General features: G+C 60.7%; 15 protein-coding genes. 8 read left to right on the top strand and 7 right to left on the bottom strand.

Translation table 11 applies throughout. The features are described from left to right. The first annotated feature begins 263 nt into the window (after nt 1–263). The 3 genes from PJK54_RS11110 (at nt 264) to PJK54_RS11100 (ending at nt 3,115) form a co-directional block, all read left to right on the top strand. Nucleotides 264–902 (top strand): cysteine hydrolase family protein, encoded by a 639-nt coding sequence (locus PJK54_RS11110; protein WP_271302844.1) that lies wholly within the window; start codon nt 264–266, stop codon nt 900–902. Nucleotides 903–972: 70 nt separating this feature from the next. Continuing rightward, the gene (locus PJK54_RS11105) at nt 973–1,329 is read left to right on the top strand and encodes a RidA family protein (RefSeq protein ID WP_271302843.1); all 357 of its coding nucleotides are present in this window, start codon (nt 973–975) and stop codon (nt 1,327–1,329) included. A gap of 370 nt (nt 1,330–1,699) precedes the next feature. Further along, nucleotides 1,700–3,115 (top strand): YjiH family protein, encoded by a 1,416-nt coding sequence (locus PJK54_RS11100; RefSeq protein ID WP_271302842.1) that lies wholly within the window; start codon nt 1,700–1,702, stop codon nt 3,113–3,115. A 109-nt stretch (nt 3,116–3,224) separates the two neighbouring features. Here PJK54_RS11100 and PJK54_RS11095 read toward each other — a convergent pair whose 3' ends face one another. Further along, the gene (locus tag PJK54_RS11095) at nt 3,225–4,145 is read right to left on the bottom strand and encodes a LysR family transcriptional regulator (protein WP_271302841.1); all 921 of its coding nucleotides are present in this window, start codon (nt 4,143–4,145) and stop codon (nt 3,225–3,227) included. A 344-nt stretch (nt 4,146–4,489) separates the two neighbouring features. On the opposite strand from PJK54_RS11095, the gene PJK54_RS11090 reads away from it, so the two are divergent. Then, a complete protein-coding gene (locus tag PJK54_RS11090; RefSeq protein ID WP_271302974.1) occupies nt 4,490–5,338 on the top strand; it encodes an EamA family transporter in 849 nt (282 codons plus the stop codon). A 95-nt stretch (nt 5,339–5,433) separates the two neighbouring features. On the opposite strand, the gene PJK54_RS11085 is transcribed toward PJK54_RS11090, so the two are convergent. From PJK54_RS11085 to PJK54_RS11070, 4 genes are all read right to left on the bottom strand, one after another. Then, complete coding sequence (locus tag PJK54_RS11085) at nt 5,434–5,973, bottom strand: DUF2628 domain-containing protein (RefSeq protein ID WP_271302840.1); 540 nt, start codon at nt 5,971–5,973, stop codon at nt 5,434–5,436. Nucleotides 5,974–6,151: 178 nt separating this feature from the next. Further along, nucleotides 6,152–8,317 (bottom strand): 2Fe-2S iron-sulfur cluster-binding protein, encoded by a 2,166-nt coding sequence (locus tag PJK54_RS11080; protein WP_271302839.1) that lies wholly within the window; start codon nt 8,315–8,317, stop codon nt 6,152–6,154. Nucleotides 8,318–8,403: 86 nt separating this feature from the next. Then, nucleotides 8,404–9,045: a glutathione S-transferase family protein gene (locus PJK54_RS11075; protein WP_271302838.1), complete on the bottom strand. Its 642-nt coding sequence runs from the start codon at nt 9,043–9,045 to the stop codon at nt 8,404–8,406. Nucleotides 9,046–9,115: 70 nt separating this feature from the next. Then, nucleotides 9,116–9,592 (bottom strand): nuclear transport factor 2 family protein, encoded by a 477-nt coding sequence (locus PJK54_RS11070; protein WP_271302837.1) that lies wholly within the window; start codon nt 9,590–9,592, stop codon nt 9,116–9,118. A gap of 148 nt (nt 9,593–9,740) precedes the next feature. Here PJK54_RS11070 and PJK54_RS11065 point away from each other — a divergent pair, with 148 nt between their 5' ends. Continuing rightward, complete coding sequence (locus tag PJK54_RS11065; protein ID WP_271302836.1) at nt 9,741–10,664, top strand: LysR substrate-binding domain-containing protein; 924 nt, start codon at nt 9,741–9,743, stop codon at nt 10,662–10,664. Here the strand turns inward: PJK54_RS11065 and PJK54_RS11060 are convergent. Beyond that, nucleotides 10,644–11,594, bottom strand: a complete 951-nt coding sequence (locus PJK54_RS11060) for a LysR family transcriptional regulator (RefSeq protein WP_271302835.1) — start codon at nt 11,592–11,594, stop codon at nt 10,644–10,646. The two genes, PJK54_RS11065 and PJK54_RS11060, sit on opposite strands and share 21 nt — an antisense overlap. A 128-nt stretch (nt 11,595–11,722) precedes the next feature. Between PJK54_RS11060 and PJK54_RS11055 the strand changes: the two genes are divergently transcribed. Both PJK54_RS11055 and PJK54_RS11050 read left to right on the top strand, forming a co-directional pair. Continuing rightward, nucleotides 11,723–12,643, top strand: coding sequence for an NAD(P)-dependent oxidoreductase (locus PJK54_RS11055; RefSeq protein ID WP_271302834.1), 921 nt, complete (start codon nt 11,723–11,725; stop codon nt 12,641–12,643). A 3-nt stretch (nt 12,644–12,646) separates the two neighbouring features. Then, a complete protein-coding gene (locus PJK54_RS11050) occupies nt 12,647–14,212 on the top strand; it encodes an aldehyde dehydrogenase family protein (RefSeq protein ID WP_271302833.1) in 1,566 nt (521 codons plus the stop codon). 163 nt (nt 14,213–14,375) lie between these two features. Here PJK54_RS11050 and PJK54_RS11045 read toward each other — a convergent pair whose 3' ends face one another. Beyond that, nucleotides 14,376–15,347, bottom strand: coding sequence for a LysR family transcriptional regulator (locus PJK54_RS11045; protein WP_176503805.1), 972 nt, complete (start codon nt 15,345–15,347; stop codon nt 14,376–14,378). 246 nt (nt 15,348–15,593) lie between these two features. Between PJK54_RS11045 and PJK54_RS11040 the strand changes: the two genes are divergently transcribed. Further along, the gene (locus tag PJK54_RS11040; RefSeq protein WP_271302832.1) at nt 15,594–16,994 is read left to right on the top strand and encodes a sodium:solute symporter family protein; all 1,401 of its coding nucleotides are present in this window, start codon (nt 15,594–15,596) and stop codon (nt 16,992–16,994) included. The last annotated feature ends 103 nt before the right edge of the window (nt 16,995–17,097 follow it).

Raw genomic sequence — 17,097 nt, 5'->3', positions numbered from 1 at the left:
CACGATGATGGCTGTTCCCGTATGCGACCGTTCGCAAGGCATGCGTCACAGCGCTTCGCAATCAGTCAATATAAATAAAGCAAGAATATCAGATGCTTGAAAACAATCGGCAGCTAGTTAACGGCAACGCAATGTACACATCACCACAGCGAAATTCCCGAGCGCTCAGGCCTGTAGCAGGATGATTCTCGTGAATCAGCGCTGCCATCACGCGATACAGCATCACCAGACAATAACGCCACCCACCGCTGCTGGAGTCCATCATGTCCCTGCCTGACGCCAAGAACCGCAAGATCATCGAAGGCCGGCCTGCCCTCATCGTCATCGACATCCTCGCCGGCGCCTTCATCAATCAGGACAAGCGTGCCATCGCGCACATGCCGGATTATGTCGAACGCATGGCCCTGTCACGCAAGTTGATCGACAAGGCCCGCGAGCGTGACATCCCCGTCATCTTCATTCAGGAAGTCCATCGTCCGGACGGCATCGATTTTGGTCGCGAGCTGGATGGTGATGAGGATCGTCACTGCATCGAAGGCCACCCGTATACCGAGATAGCCGCTGAACAGCTTGGCTATCGAGACCACGACTATCTGATCAAGAAGCGCCGCTACTCGGCATTCTATGGCACTGATCTCGAGATTCTGCTGCGCGGCCTGGATGTCGACACTCTGCTGCTGTGCGGTGGCCTGACGGATGTCTGCGTGCATTACACCTTCGTTGACGGCCATCAAGGAGATTACTTCTGCCGCGTCGCCGAAGACTGTGTTGCCGGTTCATCACAGCGCGCCCATGAAGGTGCCCTGGAAGCCATGGAATACCTGCAGCGTGGCGCTCGGCGCTCACTGGACAGCATGCTCAGCGCGATGGATAGCCACATCAAGCCTGAAAGTCGCGTCTGATCACAGACGCCTGTTCCGCCCTGAAGGCAACTGAAAGTCGTCTCCCACCACTGATTGAAAGGAATCCACCATGACACTGCAATTCATTGATTCAGGTCGCCGCATGAGCCAGGTCGTCATTCACGGCAACGCCGTGCATCTGGCAGGCCAAGTCGCTGACGATGCTTCCACCGGCATGAGTGACCAGACTCGCCAGATTCTTGAGCAGATTGATGCCCTGTTGGCACGCGCAGGAACAGACAAGCATCATCTCGTCTCGACGCAGGTCTGGGTGCAAGACATGGCCGAGTTTGCCGAAATGAATGAAGTCTGGGATGCCTGGGTCTCGCCGCAACATCCCCCGGTGCGCGCCGCGGTACAGGCAGTACTCGCCAAGCCTGAGTGGAAGGTCGAGATGATGGTGATCGCAGCCCTGCCAGAGAGCTGAAACATCGGCACTCGCTGCCTCGCCATCAACACATGACCAGACCTGAAGGCGGACCGGACATGAAGCATGGCGAGGCCGTGCTAGCCATCTCAAGAGTCATTTCAAGAGCTCTGACCGAGACGATGTGCTCGATGAAGGCCGGCATGGCACATTGCAGGCCTGCTTGCCCGCACGAAGTAACTCGCGAAGAAGTGGCAACCGATTGACGCCCCGCGATGCGACATTCGCGGTCAGCAATGAATGACCCTGCCCCTTGGCGTTCTGAAGCTACCTATGCCAGACACTGCAAATGCCTGAAGCACGTGGAAACGATGTCCGCGCATATCCACTGCCAGCAGCACATGATAATTACAATATCGAGGCAAGTGACATGAAACATACCCGCCGTCAGGCAAGTACAGGTCGGGGCGATATCGACCTGTTGGATAGTACCCACTCCACCGGACAACCTGTCAGTACCCAGCGACTGCTGCGCTTTCTGATTCCGTCGCTGATCGGCGTATTGCTGTTCATGACGCCGATGCTGTTGGGGGGCCAATGGACGGTGCCGATCGCCTACCTGATCAGTCAGATCACCGCGCTGGTCGCTCCTTACATGATGACGATAGCCATCATCATCGTCGTCATCCCCTCGCTCATCAGCACGGTCATCCTGCTGTCACCCGCCTTGAAGCGTCATCCGCATCCCTTCTTTCAGCTCTTCAATGCTCGCCCGGGCTGGCTGCTGCTTCGGCTGGCAGGCACTGCAGCGCTGCTGATGGTGTATCTCGAGGCAGGCCCCGTCTGGGTATGGGACAAGGACACCGGTGGTGTGCTGTTGTATGAAGTGGCGCCGATATTGCTGACGCTGTTCTTTCTGAGCTCCATCCTGCTGCCATTGCTGACGGATTACGGCCTGATGGAATTCATCAGCGTCATGATCAATCGTCCCTTCCAGCGCATGTTCAAGCTGCCGGGGCGTGCCGCCATCGACTGTCTCGCCTCTTGGCTATCCGCTTCCTCGGTGGGCATCATCCTGACCTCGCAGCAATATCACGATGGCCACTATACCAAGCGTCAGGCCTCGACCATCGCGACCAACTACTCGATCGTCTCCATCGCCTTTGCCTATGTGGTACTGAGCTTCGTCAATCTGGAACGCGTCTTCCTCGGCTGGTATCTGTCGGTCACCCTAGCCGGTATCGCCTGTACACTGATCATCCCGCGTCTGCCACCACTGAGCAGGGTCGCGAATCTGACGCGCGATGATGAGCCGCCGCAACAGGAGCAGGACGATCGCGCCGCCGATGAGCCACTGCTGGGCTGGGCCTTGCGTCGCGGCATCGAGCGGGCCGACAGAGCGCAGAAGCCGCTGGCAAAGCTCAAGTCATCGCTGTATGCCGCGGCTGATCTCTCGATCACGGTCTACCCGACCATGATGATTCTTGGCGTGCTGGGCCTTGCGCTGATCAAGTACACCCCGGTGGTCGACGTACTGGCCACTCCACTGGTGCCCTATCTGGAACTGATGGGACTGCCGGAGGCTAGGGTCGCGGCAACCGCCATGCTGACCGGCTTCATTGACCTTCTGATGCCGGTGATTCTGGGGTCAAGCATCGAAAGCGAACTGACGCGCTTCGTGATTGCCGGAGCTGCCGTGAATGGCATCATCTTCCTGACGGAGGTGGCCATCGTGATTCTCAAGGCGCGCATTGGCCTCAACCTGTTGCAGCTGTTCATGATCTGGCTGCTACGCCTGCTGATCGCGATCCCGATTCTCAGCCTGATGGGGCGGATCATTCTGTAAGGCCAGCAAGCAGCATGCGCTGATACACGTAGCCCAGGCCACGATATCAGTGCATGCCGCCAGCTGTTCACAAGGACTGTCCACAAGCGCTGTTTGAGGGAGGCTGATTTCAGAGGGGCTGGGCTGATCCGTGGTGCATGCGCAGCACCTCGAGAAAACGCACCAGCGCGGCAGGCGGCCGCTGGGCACGATGGATGGCAGTGACCGTCGAGGTTACAAGACTGACATCCGGCTTCAACAAGCGCAGCCGCTGCTGCTCCACCCAGCGCTGCGCGTAGGAGACGGGCAAGTTGCCGACATAGCGTCCAGAGAGGATCAACAGCGCAACGCCTTCTGCATTCTGATGGGTATCACTCTTGACCTGTCCCAGGCCGATGTCTCGCTGGAAGGCCTCTATCGTGTCCAGATAACCGGCATCCAGGCACAGTGCTTTATGCAGATCATCTTCGGTGAGCTCTTCATCTTTGATGGAATACAAGGGATGCCCTCGTCCGCAGAACAAGCCATGAGTGGTCTTATAAAGCGGCAGATAATCAAGATTCTGGCGGCTGCCATTGAAGAGACCGATCGCCAGATGCAAGCGACCATCCAATACCTGGGCTTCCAGATCGGCGGGATCACCGACACTGATATTGACGCTGGCCCCGGGCGCCTCGGCCAGAAATGCCTCAAGAGCATCAGCGACCCGAAAGTCCGGATTGGAGACCGCATTGTCGATGATGCCCAGATTGAGTTCACCACTGAGTTGCTGACCGACACCGCCCGCCTCATCGACAAAGGCATCCACCGCCGCCAGCAGTCGCTGGGTACTGCGCAGCAATTGGCTGCCTTCCGGTGTCAGGCTGAACCCGGCATGGCCTCTGTGACATAGCCGATACCCCAGACGTCCTTCCAGCCGCGCCATCTTGGTGCTGATGCTGGCCTGACTCATACCCAGGCGCAGCTGTGCCTGAGTGAAGCCGCCACACTCACAGATGGCATGAAAGACGCGCAACAGCTTGAGATCGATATCGTGAAGATTGCCCAGCATCTGAAAGCCACCTGCTTCTGGAGTTTGCTCGATGTGGCATGCAAAAAAATCTGCCAACTGACATGTCACCGAATATTACCGTATTCATGGCGCTGACAAGCATGGCGAACGCTACGCCATGCTTGTCAGCGCCAGACAGAAATTGCCCTGCACCAAGTGACAGATAAAAGAGCCAAGTGACAGATAAAAGAGCAAAGTGACAAGCGCCATCAAGGCGAAACGACTTGCCAATGAAAATACCAGCGCCATGACTTCCCTACGCCGCATCACCAGGGAGAAGTCCGCTACCGGAGCCCGTCATGCCCCCCTTTGTCCAAGACATCGTCCATCGAACATGGCCGGTGATGATCCTTATCGTTGCCATCGCGTCCTTCCAGATCGGCGCATCCCTCGGCAAGAGCCTGTTCCCCAGCATAGGGCCAAGCGGTATCACGACACTGCGCTTGCTGGTCGCCGCGATATTGCTGCTTGCGGTACTCAGGCCATGGCGCAAGCCCATCACGGTGGACGATTGGCCGATCATCCTCGGCTACGGCGCGGCCCTGGGCATGATGAACCTGCTCTACTACACCTCTCTGCAGACGATTCCACAAGGTATTGCGGTCGCTCTGGAATTCACCGGCCCCTTGAGCGTCGCCTTACTGTGCTCGCGCCGCAGAGGAGACCTTGCCTGGGTGTGTCTCGCCATCCTTGGCATCGTCATGCTGCTGACACTCGGGCCACAGGATTCAGGCCCGATCGACCCGTGGGGCGTGGCATGTGCGCTGGGCGCGGGAGCTTGCTGGGCAGGCTATATCCTGTTCGGTCAGCGGGCAGGCAATCGCCATGGTACCTCAGCCGTCGCGCTGGGCATGGCGGTGGCGGCACTGGTCGTGACGCCGATAGGCATATGGGAGGCAGGCAGCGCGTTGCTGTCCTGGGACATCCTGCCGTTGGCGCTAGGTGTCGCTGTCCTCTCGGCGGCGATCCCCTATGCGCTGGAAATGTACACGCTGCCAAGACTCTCCGCCCCTGCCTTCGGCACTCTCATGAGCCTGGAGCCTGCTGCCGCTGCACTGTCGGCATTGCTGCTTCTAGGCCAAGAGCTGGTACTGCTGCAGTGGATGGCGATTGGCCTGGTGGTATTGGCATCACTGGGAGTGACGCTATCCGGGCCTGCCGCCTCCCATCAGTTGTCGACCGAGCTGCATTGATCTGACTGACCTTGCCGCTGAAGGTATGCCACTGAGAGGATATCGGACAGAGCCGCGGTTCATCCCTGCTGACCTGGCCCAGCGAGAGAAATGCGTCAGCCAATGAAGGTGCCAGACGTATTGCCACCGCTGGACTTGCTGCCGCCCTGTCCACCAGCGCCACCGCTCTGATCATCATTGTTGTCATCATCCGCAGGGTCCTCGTCCCTGGAACGATCATCCCTGGCATTCTGACCCTGTACATCATCGTGTGCAGACCCTGCCGCCGAATCATCGGCCGGGGACCGATGGGCGTTGGCATGCACGGCCAGCGCATCATTGGGGTTACGCGCCTCGACCTGGGCCTCTCGGGTGAAGCCCTGGGTTTCCAGCAGGCTCGCGTACCACTGATTGCCCTTCAGGCTGATGGTCAGATTCAAGCCCAGAAACAGGATGTTGGAGATCAGCTGGCCATCCATGGTCGGCGGAATGAAGACCGAGCTGAGCACGATGAAGCCGAACAGGCTGGCCGCCAGCAACCACATGCGTTTGTAGAGCGCCCAGAACAGGCCGAAGAAGAAGGCAGGCCATGACCAGCCGATCTTGACGGCACGCTTGCCGTGTTCGGGATGCGTCAGAATACGAAATGAGGCCATGGTGAAGATCCTTGTCTGAGAGGCCGAGCGATCAGTGTGGCACGATACTCGCACTATACCGCTGACCACTTGTCAGAACCATGAACCCGAATGGCGCTATCCCACTGATTCTGTTTGTACTTGTCCCATACCCACAGTACCAGGTGCTCTCTGGCCCCTGCCGGATGGAGATTCAGGTTCACCAGGTCTGGATGACCAGCGGCGCATCACCGGCCGGGTATGCACAGCACATCAATACCTGGCCTTGAGCAACAGCAGCTTGCGGTGTCTCAGGATATTGCACCTCCCCCGACACGAGTCGCAGCGCACAGGTGCCGCAACGGCCAGATCGACAGCTGGACAAGACTTCCACGCCGGACTGTTCGGCCAGCTCCAGCAGAGTCCCATGCTGTGGTGTCCATTCGCTGTTCGTGGCTGGCTTCGACGCCTTTCCCTGCCCGCGTGGCGCGCGCGGAGTGAAGGTGACTTGCGCACGCTCGGGCAAGACCTTGCGCAGTACCTCATCCACATGTCCTGCAGAACCCTGTATTGAAGAGCCCTGTATCGCAGAGCCTCGGGACGATTCCGCCTCGTCCTCAAGCGACCCACGCCCGAAGAACTCGTGATGCAACTGCGTACGCGGCAGCCCCAACGTCATGAGCGCGGCATATTGCGCGCGCATGAAACCCTCCGAACCACACAGATAGACATGACAGTCAGTCATGTCCGGTAGCCAGTCGCTCAGCGCCACCATATCCAGTCGGCCCTGTGTCTGATGATGAGAGGTCGCCAGATCGACACTACGCGGCCGAGAGTAGGCAATATGTACATGCAGCCATGGATATGTCTGTGCCCAAGCCGTCAGATCGTCAACAAAGGCGTGCTCAGAGCCATCGCGCGCAGCATGCACGAAATACACCTCACCAGGCGATGTATTACCGGCAATGGCGCGCTGAACATGTTCCTGAAGCATGGCGATCATCGGCGTGATGCCGACGCCGGATGACAGCAGAACCACAGGCGCGGGCGAATCCTGCAACACGAAATCACCGGCCGGCGGCAGGGCTTCCAGCACATCGCCCACCGCAAATTCATCATGCAACAGACGTGAAGCAATACCGACCGGGTCGCGCCTGACCGAGATGCGATACGCCTTCTGATCGGCATGCCACGCCTGCGACAGGCTGTAGCTGCGCATCACGGCGATCTCTCCAGATGACAGGTGATGTTCAGGGGTGGAGGCCAATCGTAGTGTCAGAAACTGGCCCGCCTGATAGGCGACGATTCCCTCCGATGCGCTATCACTGCCCCTCCCAGGCAACGGTCCCAGAAAGAAGGACGTGATCCCATCGCTTTCGCGCACCTTGTCGATGACACGCAGGCGGCGAAATGCTGGTGGCACATCATCCTGTACTGGCCAGTCGCCGGTCTGCTCCAGTGAGGGAGAACGCTCGATCAGACGCTCCTGTGCCGGCATTGCGTGTTCGACATGCCAGACCTGCTCCGGCACCACATCCACGATCCGCTCGGCACCTTCCACCAGCGCGGCCCGCTGTGGGTTCCAGTCAACTCTGGCGCGCCCCTTGAGTACGAGCACCGCGCCACTGGTGAAATCGGGTATCAACAGGCTGACACGAGAATCCAGCTCGATATTGCCCAGGGTATTGAAGAAGCGATTGCCGGCGAAATCGGGAAACGACAGGCTGCCATCGGCATTCAGGTTAACGAATCCCGGCCTGCCGCCACGATGGGAAACATCAACGCCATTTGACGCCGCACCCTCCAGCTCCCCCGCTCGAGTGGCGATGAAGAAGGTATCTGCCTGTGCCAGCAGGGCGCAACTCACCTCATCGCTCAGGGCCACTTGCCGACTTTCGAGAGGCCTGGCCTGCTCGGCAGCCCAGTCGATCTCTCGCAACTGGATATATTGCGGGCAGTTGCCGAAGCTCTGATCGACACCAAGCCGCAGCACCTCAGTGCCTTGCGCCACCGCATCAACTTCAATCTCTCTCTCATCAGCTTCTCTCTCTCTCCCAACTCCTTTGCCTGCGCCCAGCAGCGTGCCGTTGAGACGATTGCGTCGACGGCTTGCCACATCCAGCCCCAACACCCCCAGCCTGGTGCCGGGGTTGAAATCCAGTGCCAGCAGCTCGGTCAAAGCCGGTCGCTTGTGAATTCTCATCTCGCCAGGGCTGGCATCACACAGCTGGCCGGGGGCGGCAAAGCTCACCACTGCCCATGGCCAGCCCTGCGTGTCCGGTACGCCCATGAACAGCACCGGCAAACTCTCGAAGAAAGCGACATGCTGCTCTGGCATCTGGTCGCGCACATAAGGGGCCACCTGGTCGACATAACGCTCGGGCACTCCTGCACGCGCCTGAACGCGTCGCTCACCCGCATGAAATACCTGGCGATGCTCACTCATGATGACACCCTCACGGTCGTGGTGATTCAGGCCAGAATCGGGCTAGCCGCCATGCCCACGAAGCCAGGCAGTGCCTCGACACGCGCAAGCCAGCCACGGATATTGGGATAACCGCCGAGGCCGACACCTCCCTCAGGGGCATGGGCGATATAGCTGTAACCCGCGATATCGGCCAAGGTAAGGCGCTCACCCACCAGGTAGTGACGCTGATCCAGATGTGACTCCATGACGGCGAACAGGGCATGGGCACGAGCGATGGTCTGCTCATGATCGAAGGGAGCACCAAATACGGTGACCAGACGTGCGGCACAGGGGCCCGAGGCGATTTCGCCAGCCGCCACTGACAGCCAGCGCTGCACCTCGGCCGCCGCCAGTGAATCGCTGGGCATGAAGCGCTGCTCGCCGTCATAGCGGTGGGTCAAGTAGACGAGGATGGCGTTGGAGTCACTCAGGAAGACGCCATTGTCTTCGATGGCAGGTACCTGTCCGAATGGGCTGATCTTGAGAAATTCGGACGCCTTGTGCGCGCCATTGGCCATGTCGAGATCTATCGTCTCGTAGGGAATGCCCAGCAATGCCAACATCAGCTCGACACGGTGACAGTGACCGGATTTGGGATTACGAAACAGACGAATAGGTGCGGCAGTGGAAGAGAAGCGTGAGTTCATGATTCACCTGCAATGTGAGGAGAGTGCAAAGAGAGTAAGGATGGTGTGAAAGACGCCGGGTCATGAAGACTCAAAAACCGAAATCGCTCAGCTCCGGGTGGTCATCGGGACGACGCCCGAGCGGCCAATGGAACTGTCGCTCGCTTTCAGCAATAGGATGTTCATTGATGCTTGCGTGGCGGTGGGTCATCAGGCCTTGTGCATCGAACTGCCAGTTTTCATTGCCGTAGGCGCGGAACCACTGGCCGCTGTCGTTGCGGTACTCGTAGGCATAACGCACGGCAATGCGGTCGTCTGCCGTCGCCCACAGTTCCTTGATCAGGCGGTACTCGAGCTCGCTTGCCCACTTGCGGGTCAGGAAGGCCACGACCTCATCACGCCCGGTCACGAATTCGGCCCGATTGCGCCAACGGGTATCCGGGGAATACGCCAGCGCAACCTGCTGGGGATTGCGACTGTTCCAGCCGTCTTCAGCGAGACGCACCTTCTGAGCAGCACTTTTCGGGGTGAACGGTGGCAAGGGATGACGTGGAAGATTGGCAGACATGGCAACGACTCCAGCGATTGAGGGGATCAGACACAGATTGGATAGGCGCCTCTCCAAGGTACTCTGCCCGCCATGCCACTAGAATCCTCACCAAACACAATTCATTATTCCAAACAATGACAATAATCGCCGTGAACAGGAGCCAGCAATGGACCGATTGCAGACACTGGAGGTCTTCGTGGCCGTGGCGGATACCGAAAGCTTCGCGGCAGGCAGCCGCGCGCTGGGCATGAGCGCTCCCTCGGTGACACGCGGCATCAATGCTCTGGAAGCCCGCCTGGGTGCGCGCCTTTTCACGCGCACCACACGGCGCGTGCGCCTGACCGAGATCGGCGAGCGATATCTGGCGGATGCACGGCGCATCCTGGCGGAGCTTCAGGCAGCGGAGGATGGCGTCAGCGGCGCCGCGACTCGCCCTACCGGCGTATTGCGCGTCACCTGCCCCACCGAGTTCGGTCGCATTCACGTGATGCCGCTGCTGATGGAGTATCTGGAGCACTATCCCGAGATGCGCGCCGAAGTAGTGATGGTGGACCGCGTAGTCAACATGATCGAGGAAGGCTTCGATATCGCCGTGCGCATCGGCTCACTGCCCTCTTCGGGGCTCTCGGCACTCCGTGTAGGCAGTGTGCGACGAGTCGTATGCGGCTCACCGGCCTATTTCGCCCGCGAAGGCATTCCCACCTCATTGGAGGCGCTGACCACACAACGCGTCATTGCTTCAAGCACACTGAACAACGGCAAGGAGTGGCGTTTCGGCCGTGAGGGAGAACACTCTGTACGCGTAAGCCCACGGCTAACGATGAGCAGCATTGCTGCCTGCATCGAGGCGGCGCACAGTGGCTGGGGCATCACCCGCGTGCTCTCGTATCAGGTCGGCGAGGATCTTGCCGAGGGCCGCCTGCAGGCCGTACTGGAGGAGCTCGAACCACTGCCGCTACCGATCCACCTGTTGCACAGCGAGGGTCGTGGCGCAGTGGCCAAGGTACGCACCTTCCTGGATCTTGCCGCCGATCGTCTGCGCGCCGACCCGGTGCTGAATCCTACACCGTCAGCGCGATTGACCGACTGAGCCAACCTCCGGCGCATTGAAGGCCGTGATGTCCTCGCGCAGCAGGCCAAGCAGTCGATCGGCACCGACGCTCAGTTGCCGGCCCAGTCGACTGATCAGTTGCACATGCGGCGTGATGAAAGGCGCTTCCTGAAGCGACAGTCGACATAGCCTGCCCGCTGCCACTTCTTCACTGACCACGAATTCCGGCAGCAGGGTCACGCCGCCCTGCAGCGCGAACTGCTTGAGCATCGCCAGCGCGTTGCAGGTGAGCGTCGGGCTCAGCATCACCCCGGCCTGATGCTCCGCCTGCGCGACGATCTGGCGAATGCCGAACGACACCTCCGGCAGCGCCAGGGCATATCCGTCGAGCGCCGCCAGCGACAATGGCTCGGGCACAGCCGCCGTCGCCTGACGCGCCAGAGGATGCGCCGGATTGACCACCGCGCACACCGACTGAGGGCGCGAGACGTGCGCGCGAATCCTTGGATCACTTGCCGGATGGAACACCAGCCCCAGATGCGCCTCGTCCTCGACGACCTGACGGATCACCTCATTGCTGCCACATAGATTCACCTTGAGCTCGATGCCCGGATAACGCGCGGAAAAGCAACTCAATGGCCCTGCCAGACCCTCGATGAATCCCTCGCCGATGGCCAGCACCAGAGAACCACTCTGCAGCCCCTTCAATGACTGCAACGACTCCAGCAGCACCTCCTGCTGCGCCAGACGCTGACGGTAGTACTCCAGCACCCGCTCGCCGGCTTCCGTCGGCTTGACCCCACGTCGATGACGCTCAAGCAGCGGCATGCCCAGCTCATGCTCCAGCTGGGTGATCTGTCGGCTGACCGCAGACGGTGCCACATTCAGGAAATCCGCCGCTGCCCGCACGCTGCCCAGTCTGGCGGCCTCGTGGAAATGACTGATACGTCGTTCCTGCACCAGACTCATCACGCCCCCAGTATTGCCTTGAAGGCAACATTAAAGTGAATTTCGGATTATTGCTGGAACACAGAAGCGCTGTCCATACTCGAGTCACCGGATGACCATCCCCCTTTCACCACGACAGGAATCACACAATGACAACAACCGTCGGTGTCATCGGACTGGGCAACATGGGTGGCGGCATGGCCGCAACGCTTGCTCGCCATGACTTCCCCGTCTTCGGATTCGATCTCTCACAGGCTGCGCGTGACAAGGCTGCCGCGGCAGGTGTCACACCGGTCAGTTCACTGGCAGAGCTGCTGGACAGGATCGATATCGTGATCCTCTCGCTGCCCAAGGCAGAGCATGTAGAGCAGCTATGCCTGGGCAAGGAAGGCACACAGGAAGAGAATCAAGACACCATCCGTCTCCTGACGCTGGGAAAGCCCGGCCTGATCGTGATCGACACCACCACCTCGACTCCCGAGACCAGCCACAAGGTGGCGGCTGCGCTGGCGACTCGTGGTATCGACTTCATCGACGCCCCGGTATCCGGCGGCCCCAAGGGCGCGGCGAGTGGCAGCATGTCGATGGTGATCGGTGCCGAGGAGGAAGTGCTGGCACGCGCCATGCCGGTGCTGGAAGCCATGAGCGGCAGCCGCGTGCACGTCGGCGGTTGCGGGGCGGGCAACGTCGCCAAGATTGCCAACAACATGCTGGCGGCCTGCCATCTGATCAGCACGGCGGAAGCCGTCTCCATGGCCGCCAGGGCGGGTGTCTCCCCAGAGAAATTGCTGGAAGGCGTGAATGCGGGCTCGGGACGCAGTGGTGCAAGCCAGGTGATGTTCCCCAGCTGGGTGATCAACAAGGCCTACGATTCCGGCTTCACCATGGGCCTGATGCGCAAGGATGTCGGGCTGGCCAGTGATCTGGCAGCAGCGCTTGGACTGGAGCTCCCCCTTGCCAACGCCGTGGCGCAGCTCTGGGACGAGAGCCGCGCGAGCCTGGATGACAGCGAAGACTTCTGCGCCATCGTGCAACGCACCGACCCGACCCTCTTTGGCCACGGAGAATAAGCCATGCTAACCCAGGACATGACCCCGACCTCCCCGATTGCTCAGCGCATCGCCGAGTTGATGCAGGCGTTTCAGAGCAGCAGCCAATCTCCTGACGACAGTTTTGTCGTCAGCAGCCTGATCGGTGGTGAGTTCGTCACTGGCACGGGTGACGCCATCGAGGTACGCAACGCCCATGATGACAGCCTGATGCTGTCCTTCCCGGATGCCGATCGCGCTCAGGTCGCGCTGGCCAATGCCGCCACACGCCAGGCGCAACCGCAGTGGGCTGCCATGACCGCCCAGGCGCGTGGGCGCGTCATCTATCAGATAGGCAGCCTGATTCGTGAGCAGGCCGAGACACTGGCTGAACTCGAAGCGCTGAGCGCCAACAAGCCGATTCGCGATGCCCGCGTCGAGGTGGCCAAGGTCGCCGAGATGTTCGAGTACTACGCGGGCTGGGCAGACAAGCTGCACGGCGAGGTGATTCCGGTCCCAACCTCACACCTCAACTACGTGACCTACGAGCCGTTGGGCACCGTGCTACAGATCACGCCGTGGAATGCGCCCATCTTCACTGCGGGCTGGCAGATCGCCCCGGCCATCACCGCCGGCAATGCAGTGATTCTCAAGCCTTCGGAGCTGACGGCGCTGTCCTCGCTGGCACTCGGTGTGTTGATCGAGCGCGCCGGCGTGCCGCGCGGGCTGGTCAATATCATCGCGGGCTACGGTCATACCATTGGCCAAGCCTTCATCGCCGAGGGCGATATCCGCAAGGTGGTGTTCGTCGGCTCGCCCGCCACCGGCCGCCATATCGCCACCGCCGCGGCACAGCGCTGCATTCCCTGCGTGCTGGAGCTGGGCGGCAAGTCGGCCAATATCGTCTTCGAGGATGCCGATCTCGAGGTGGCACTGCGCGGCACTCAGGCGGCCATCTTCTCCGGTGCGGGTCAGAGCTGCGTGTCGGGTTCGCGCCTGCTGGTACAGGCCTCTATCTACGAGAAGTTCACCAGCGCGCTGGCCGAGGCCGCCACGCAATTCACCCTTGGTGATCCGCAGGACCCGGCGACCCAGATCGGCCCGATCAACAACGCGAAGCAATACCAGCATGTGACGTCGATGCTTGCCGGGGCCATCGAAGACGGCGCGCGCCTGGCGGATGGCTCAGCAGACCCCATCCCGGACACCGGCGGCTATCATGTCGCGCCGACGGTGCTGCTGGGCGACAACGCCATGACCTGCGCGCAGGAGGAGATCTTCGGCCCGGTCGTGGTCGCCATACCGTTCGAGGAGGAAGCCGACGCCATCCGCATCGCCAATGACAGTCGCTTCGGGCTGGCCGGTGCCGTCTGGACGCGTGATGTCGGGCGCGCCCACCGCGTGGCGCGTCAGGTGCGCGCGGGTACCTTCTGGGTCAATGGCTACAAGACCATTCACGTCAGCTCCCCCTTCGGGGGCTACGGCGAGAGTGGCTATGGCCGCTCCTCCGGGCTGGATGCGCTGCGCGAATACAGCGAAGTGAAGAGCGTGTGGGTCGAGACCGCCGCCGAACCGGCCGCCAGCTTCGGCTATGGGGCGAGTCTGGAATGAGGGCTCTGCGACCCTGACCCTTCGGTCACGCCTGAAACGGCAACCAAGGCCCCACCGCCCATCAGCGGTGGGGCCTTGGTGCTTATTTGGCGAGGGTATTGTTGTCGGCAGTATCGCCGAGGGAGATGACCAGGTCCGTGACGGTGACCCATCATGAGTGGCTTCACACCATGGGGGCGGCATCCTCGCCATCCTCCGGCATCGTCACGGCATAACGCTCCTTCGAGCGCTGCTGCCAGGCAGCAAGCTCCGCCGTCAGATAGGGCATGAAGCGCTGCCCCTGACGCGAGACGGGATGAAAACGCGAGGTGACCAGCGCGACATCCAGGTTGATGGTCGGCGCGAATGGCACCACGCGCAGCTGGCAATCGCGCCGCGCCAGCATCGCCTCCGCCGTCACCGGATCGATCAAGGCAATGCCTATCCCTTCATTGACAAGCATCGCGACCGAGGGAAACAGATGCGTCTCGATGCTTGCCTGCAGCGTCATGCCTGCCTGCTGAAAGGCACGCGCTAGCTTCAAGGTACTCTGATGGTGCTGATCCAGCGTGATGATGGTTTCCCCGGCCAGATCCTGTGGGAACAAGACCTCGCGTTGCGCCAGCGGATGCATGACAGGCACGGCCAGTGCCATGCAGAGCTGATACTCCTCCAGCACCAGCTCCTCGACCGCGGCGTCTGCCTCGATGACCCCGAGGTCAAACTGGCCCTCGGCGACCCACTCGGCGATCTTGCGTGAACTGAACGTCTGCAGTGACAGACGGCTCCTGGGGAAGTCGGCAAGATAGCGTGACATCACTCGAGGCATCACCGTCGGCGAAAGCCCCGGCATCGAGGCCACGGTGAGCTTGCCGGCGTGACCATCACGCAGACCATCCGTCAGTTCATCCAGATGCCCCACCGATGCCAGCACCTTGTCGACACCCTCCGCCAGATGGACGGCTTCCGGTGTCAACTGGGTGCCATAGTGGTTACGCCGAAAAAGCAGAAACCCGACGTCACTCTCCAGATTGGCGATCGCCGTGCTCACCGCCGGTTGCGTCAAGCCAAGCCGACGCGCTGCCTGGGAGAGACTGCCCGTGCGCACCACTTCCTGGAAGATCTGCAACTGACGCAGGTTATGTCTGAGTTTCATGACAACTGGGCTCTTGTGGCGGGGCTCTCGTGACGGGACTCTCGTGGCAAGGCCCTCGTGCCTGGCGTTCGAGAATGGACGCTTGGGACTGGATGCTCAAGACTAGCCTCTCGTGAATAGGCTCTAAATTGTTCTTATGACTTAATAGACAGCCTTTAGTTGTGCTTATACCCCCAGCGGGAGGAAGCTGACCAGACCCTCATAACCAACAACAAAGGGCCACAGACAATGCACACGATCGACCTCATGGGGCTACTGCTGTATTTCGCCATCTTGCTGTATATCGGCTATCGCAGTGCCAGGAAGACATCCAGCAGTGCCGACTTCGCTGTCGCCGGCAACAAGATCATCTGGCCGGTGCTGTTCGCCACGCTCGCCGCTTCCTTCCTCGGCGGGGGTGCCTCGATGGGTCGCGCCGGCAAGGCCTTCGACGAAGGCTACGCCTTCATGTTCGCGGCCTCCGCCTTCCCCATCGCCACCATCATCGCGGGCCTCTACATCGCGCCACGCCTCAAGCGTTATGCAGGGGCACAGACGGTCGGCGACATCATGGCGCATCACTATGGTCGCAGCGCTCGCCTATTGACCGGCATCTTCTCGCTGATCTTCTGCATCGGCATCCTCGGCGCCCAGGCGCTGGCCATCGGCACCGTCTTCAATGCCATCCTGGGCATCGAGATCAGCACCGGCATCCTGATTGGCATGGCAGTGGTACTGGTGTACTCCACGGCCGGCGGCATGTGGGCCGTGATCCAGACTGACGTGGTGCAGTTCGTGATGCTAGCGGTCTTCCTGCCCATCACCATGATCGTCGGGCTCGACAAGATCGGTGGCCCCGAGGCCCTGATCGCCGCGCTCCCCAGCGAACACTTCAGCCTCATGGGCGATTACACGCCGCTGATGTTCATCAGCATCTTCATCGCCTTCTTGCTCGGCGAGACCCTCGTCCCGCCCTACACCCAGCGCGCCCTGTCCGCACCGGATTCCCGCCATGCCAGGATCGGCTACTCGCTGGCCGGTGGCTTCGGTCTGCTGTTCTATGCCGTCAGCTCCACCATCGGCTTGATCGCGCTGGTGCTCTATCCGCAGATCTCGCCGGATCAGGCCATGCCGGAACTGATCCGCGACGCTCTGCCGCTGGGGCTGACCGGGCTGGTGCTGGCCTCACTACTGGCGGTGGTGATGTCAACGGCGGATTCCTATCTGAACTCGGCAGCGGTCATCTTCGTCACCGACATCTACAAGCCCTTCATCAACCCCGCCATGTCCGGCAAGCAACAGCTGTGGATCGAGCGCGGCGTCAATCTGGCCATCGGGCTGGGCGCCATCGTGTTCGCGCTTTACGCCACCTCGATCATCGATGCGCTGCTGCTGAGCTACGCCCTGTGGGCGCCGACCATCCTGCTGCCGTTCATCTTCGCCGTGCTGTTCAGGATTCGCTGCAAGCGTGCTGGTGTGGCCGCGATGATCGCCGGCGCCCTGGCCACCAGCATGTGGAAATGGAGTGGCCTGGAACTGGAAGCCCTCACCGGGCTCACCCCGCTGATTGCTGGCGTCATCGTCAACATCACGGTCTTCACTCTGGTCTATCAACTGCTGAATGCTGCTCCAGATCACGATACCGCGACCCAGCCCACTCACTCCTGAGGACCTGACCATGTTCGGATTCACTCTCTACACCATCTGTCTGCTGAGCATCCTCACCGCCGTGGGCATCGCCATCGCCTCCTGGAAGTTCTACCGCGACAAC

This window comes from Cobetia sp. MMG027, from assembly GCF_027947415.1.
GTDB lineage: Bacteria > Pseudomonadota > Gammaproteobacteria > Pseudomonadales > Halomonadaceae > Cobetia > Cobetia marina.
The sequence above is the reverse complement of the archived record's forward strand: the minus strand, read 5'-3'. Positions and strand labels throughout refer to the sequence as shown.

Bases quoted from the DNA above. Each gene is read 5' to 3' on its own strand.
- PJK54_RS11100 (WP_271302842.1), top strand. From the start codon at position 1,700: ATGAAACATACCCGCCGTCAGGCAAGTACAGGTCGGGGCGATATCGAC.
- PJK54_RS11065 (WP_271302836.1), top strand. From the start codon at position 9,741: ATGGACCGATTGCAGACACTGGAGGTCTTCGTGGCCGTGGCGGATACC.
- PJK54_RS11085 (WP_271302840.1), bottom strand. From the start codon at position 5,973: ATGGCCTCATTTCGTATTCTGACGCATCCCGAACACGGCAAGCGTGCC.
- PJK54_RS11105 (WP_271302843.1), top strand. From the start codon at position 973: ATGACACTGCAATTCATTGATTCAGGTCGCCGCATGAGCCAGGTCGTC.
- PJK54_RS11045 (WP_176503805.1), bottom strand. From the start codon at position 15,347: ATGAAACTCAGACATAACCTGCGTCAGTTGCAGATCTTCCAGGAAGTG.
- PJK54_RS11110 (WP_271302844.1), top strand. From the start codon at position 264: ATGTCCCTGCCTGACGCCAAGAACCGCAAGATCATCGAAGGCCGGCCT.
- PJK54_RS11075 (WP_271302838.1), bottom strand. From the start codon at position 9,045: ATGAACTCACGCTTCTCTTCCACTGCCGCACCTATTCGTCTGTTTCGT.
- PJK54_RS11050 (WP_271302833.1), top strand. From the start codon at position 12,647: ATGCTAACCCAGGACATGACCCCGACCTCCCCGATTGCTCAGCGCATC.
- PJK54_RS11040 (WP_271302832.1), top strand. From the start codon at position 15,594: ATGGGGCTACTGCTGTATTTCGCCATCTTGCTGTATATCGGCTATCGC.
- PJK54_RS11095 (WP_271302841.1), bottom strand. From the start codon at position 4,145: ATGCTGGGCAATCTTCACGATATCGATCTCAAGCTGTTGCGCGTCTTT.
- PJK54_RS11060 (WP_271302835.1), bottom strand. From the start codon at position 11,594: ATGAGTCTGGTGCAGGAACGACGTATCAGTCATTTCCACGAGGCCGCC.
- PJK54_RS11055 (WP_271302834.1), top strand. From the start codon at position 11,723: ATGACAACAACCGTCGGTGTCATCGGACTGGGCAACATGGGTGGCGGC.
- PJK54_RS11090 (WP_271302974.1), top strand. From the start codon at position 4,490: ATGATCCTTATCGTTGCCATCGCGTCCTTCCAGATCGGCGCATCCCTC.
- PJK54_RS11070 (WP_271302837.1), bottom strand. From the start codon at position 9,592: ATGTCTGCCAATCTTCCACGTCATCCCTTGCCACCGTTCACCCCGAAA.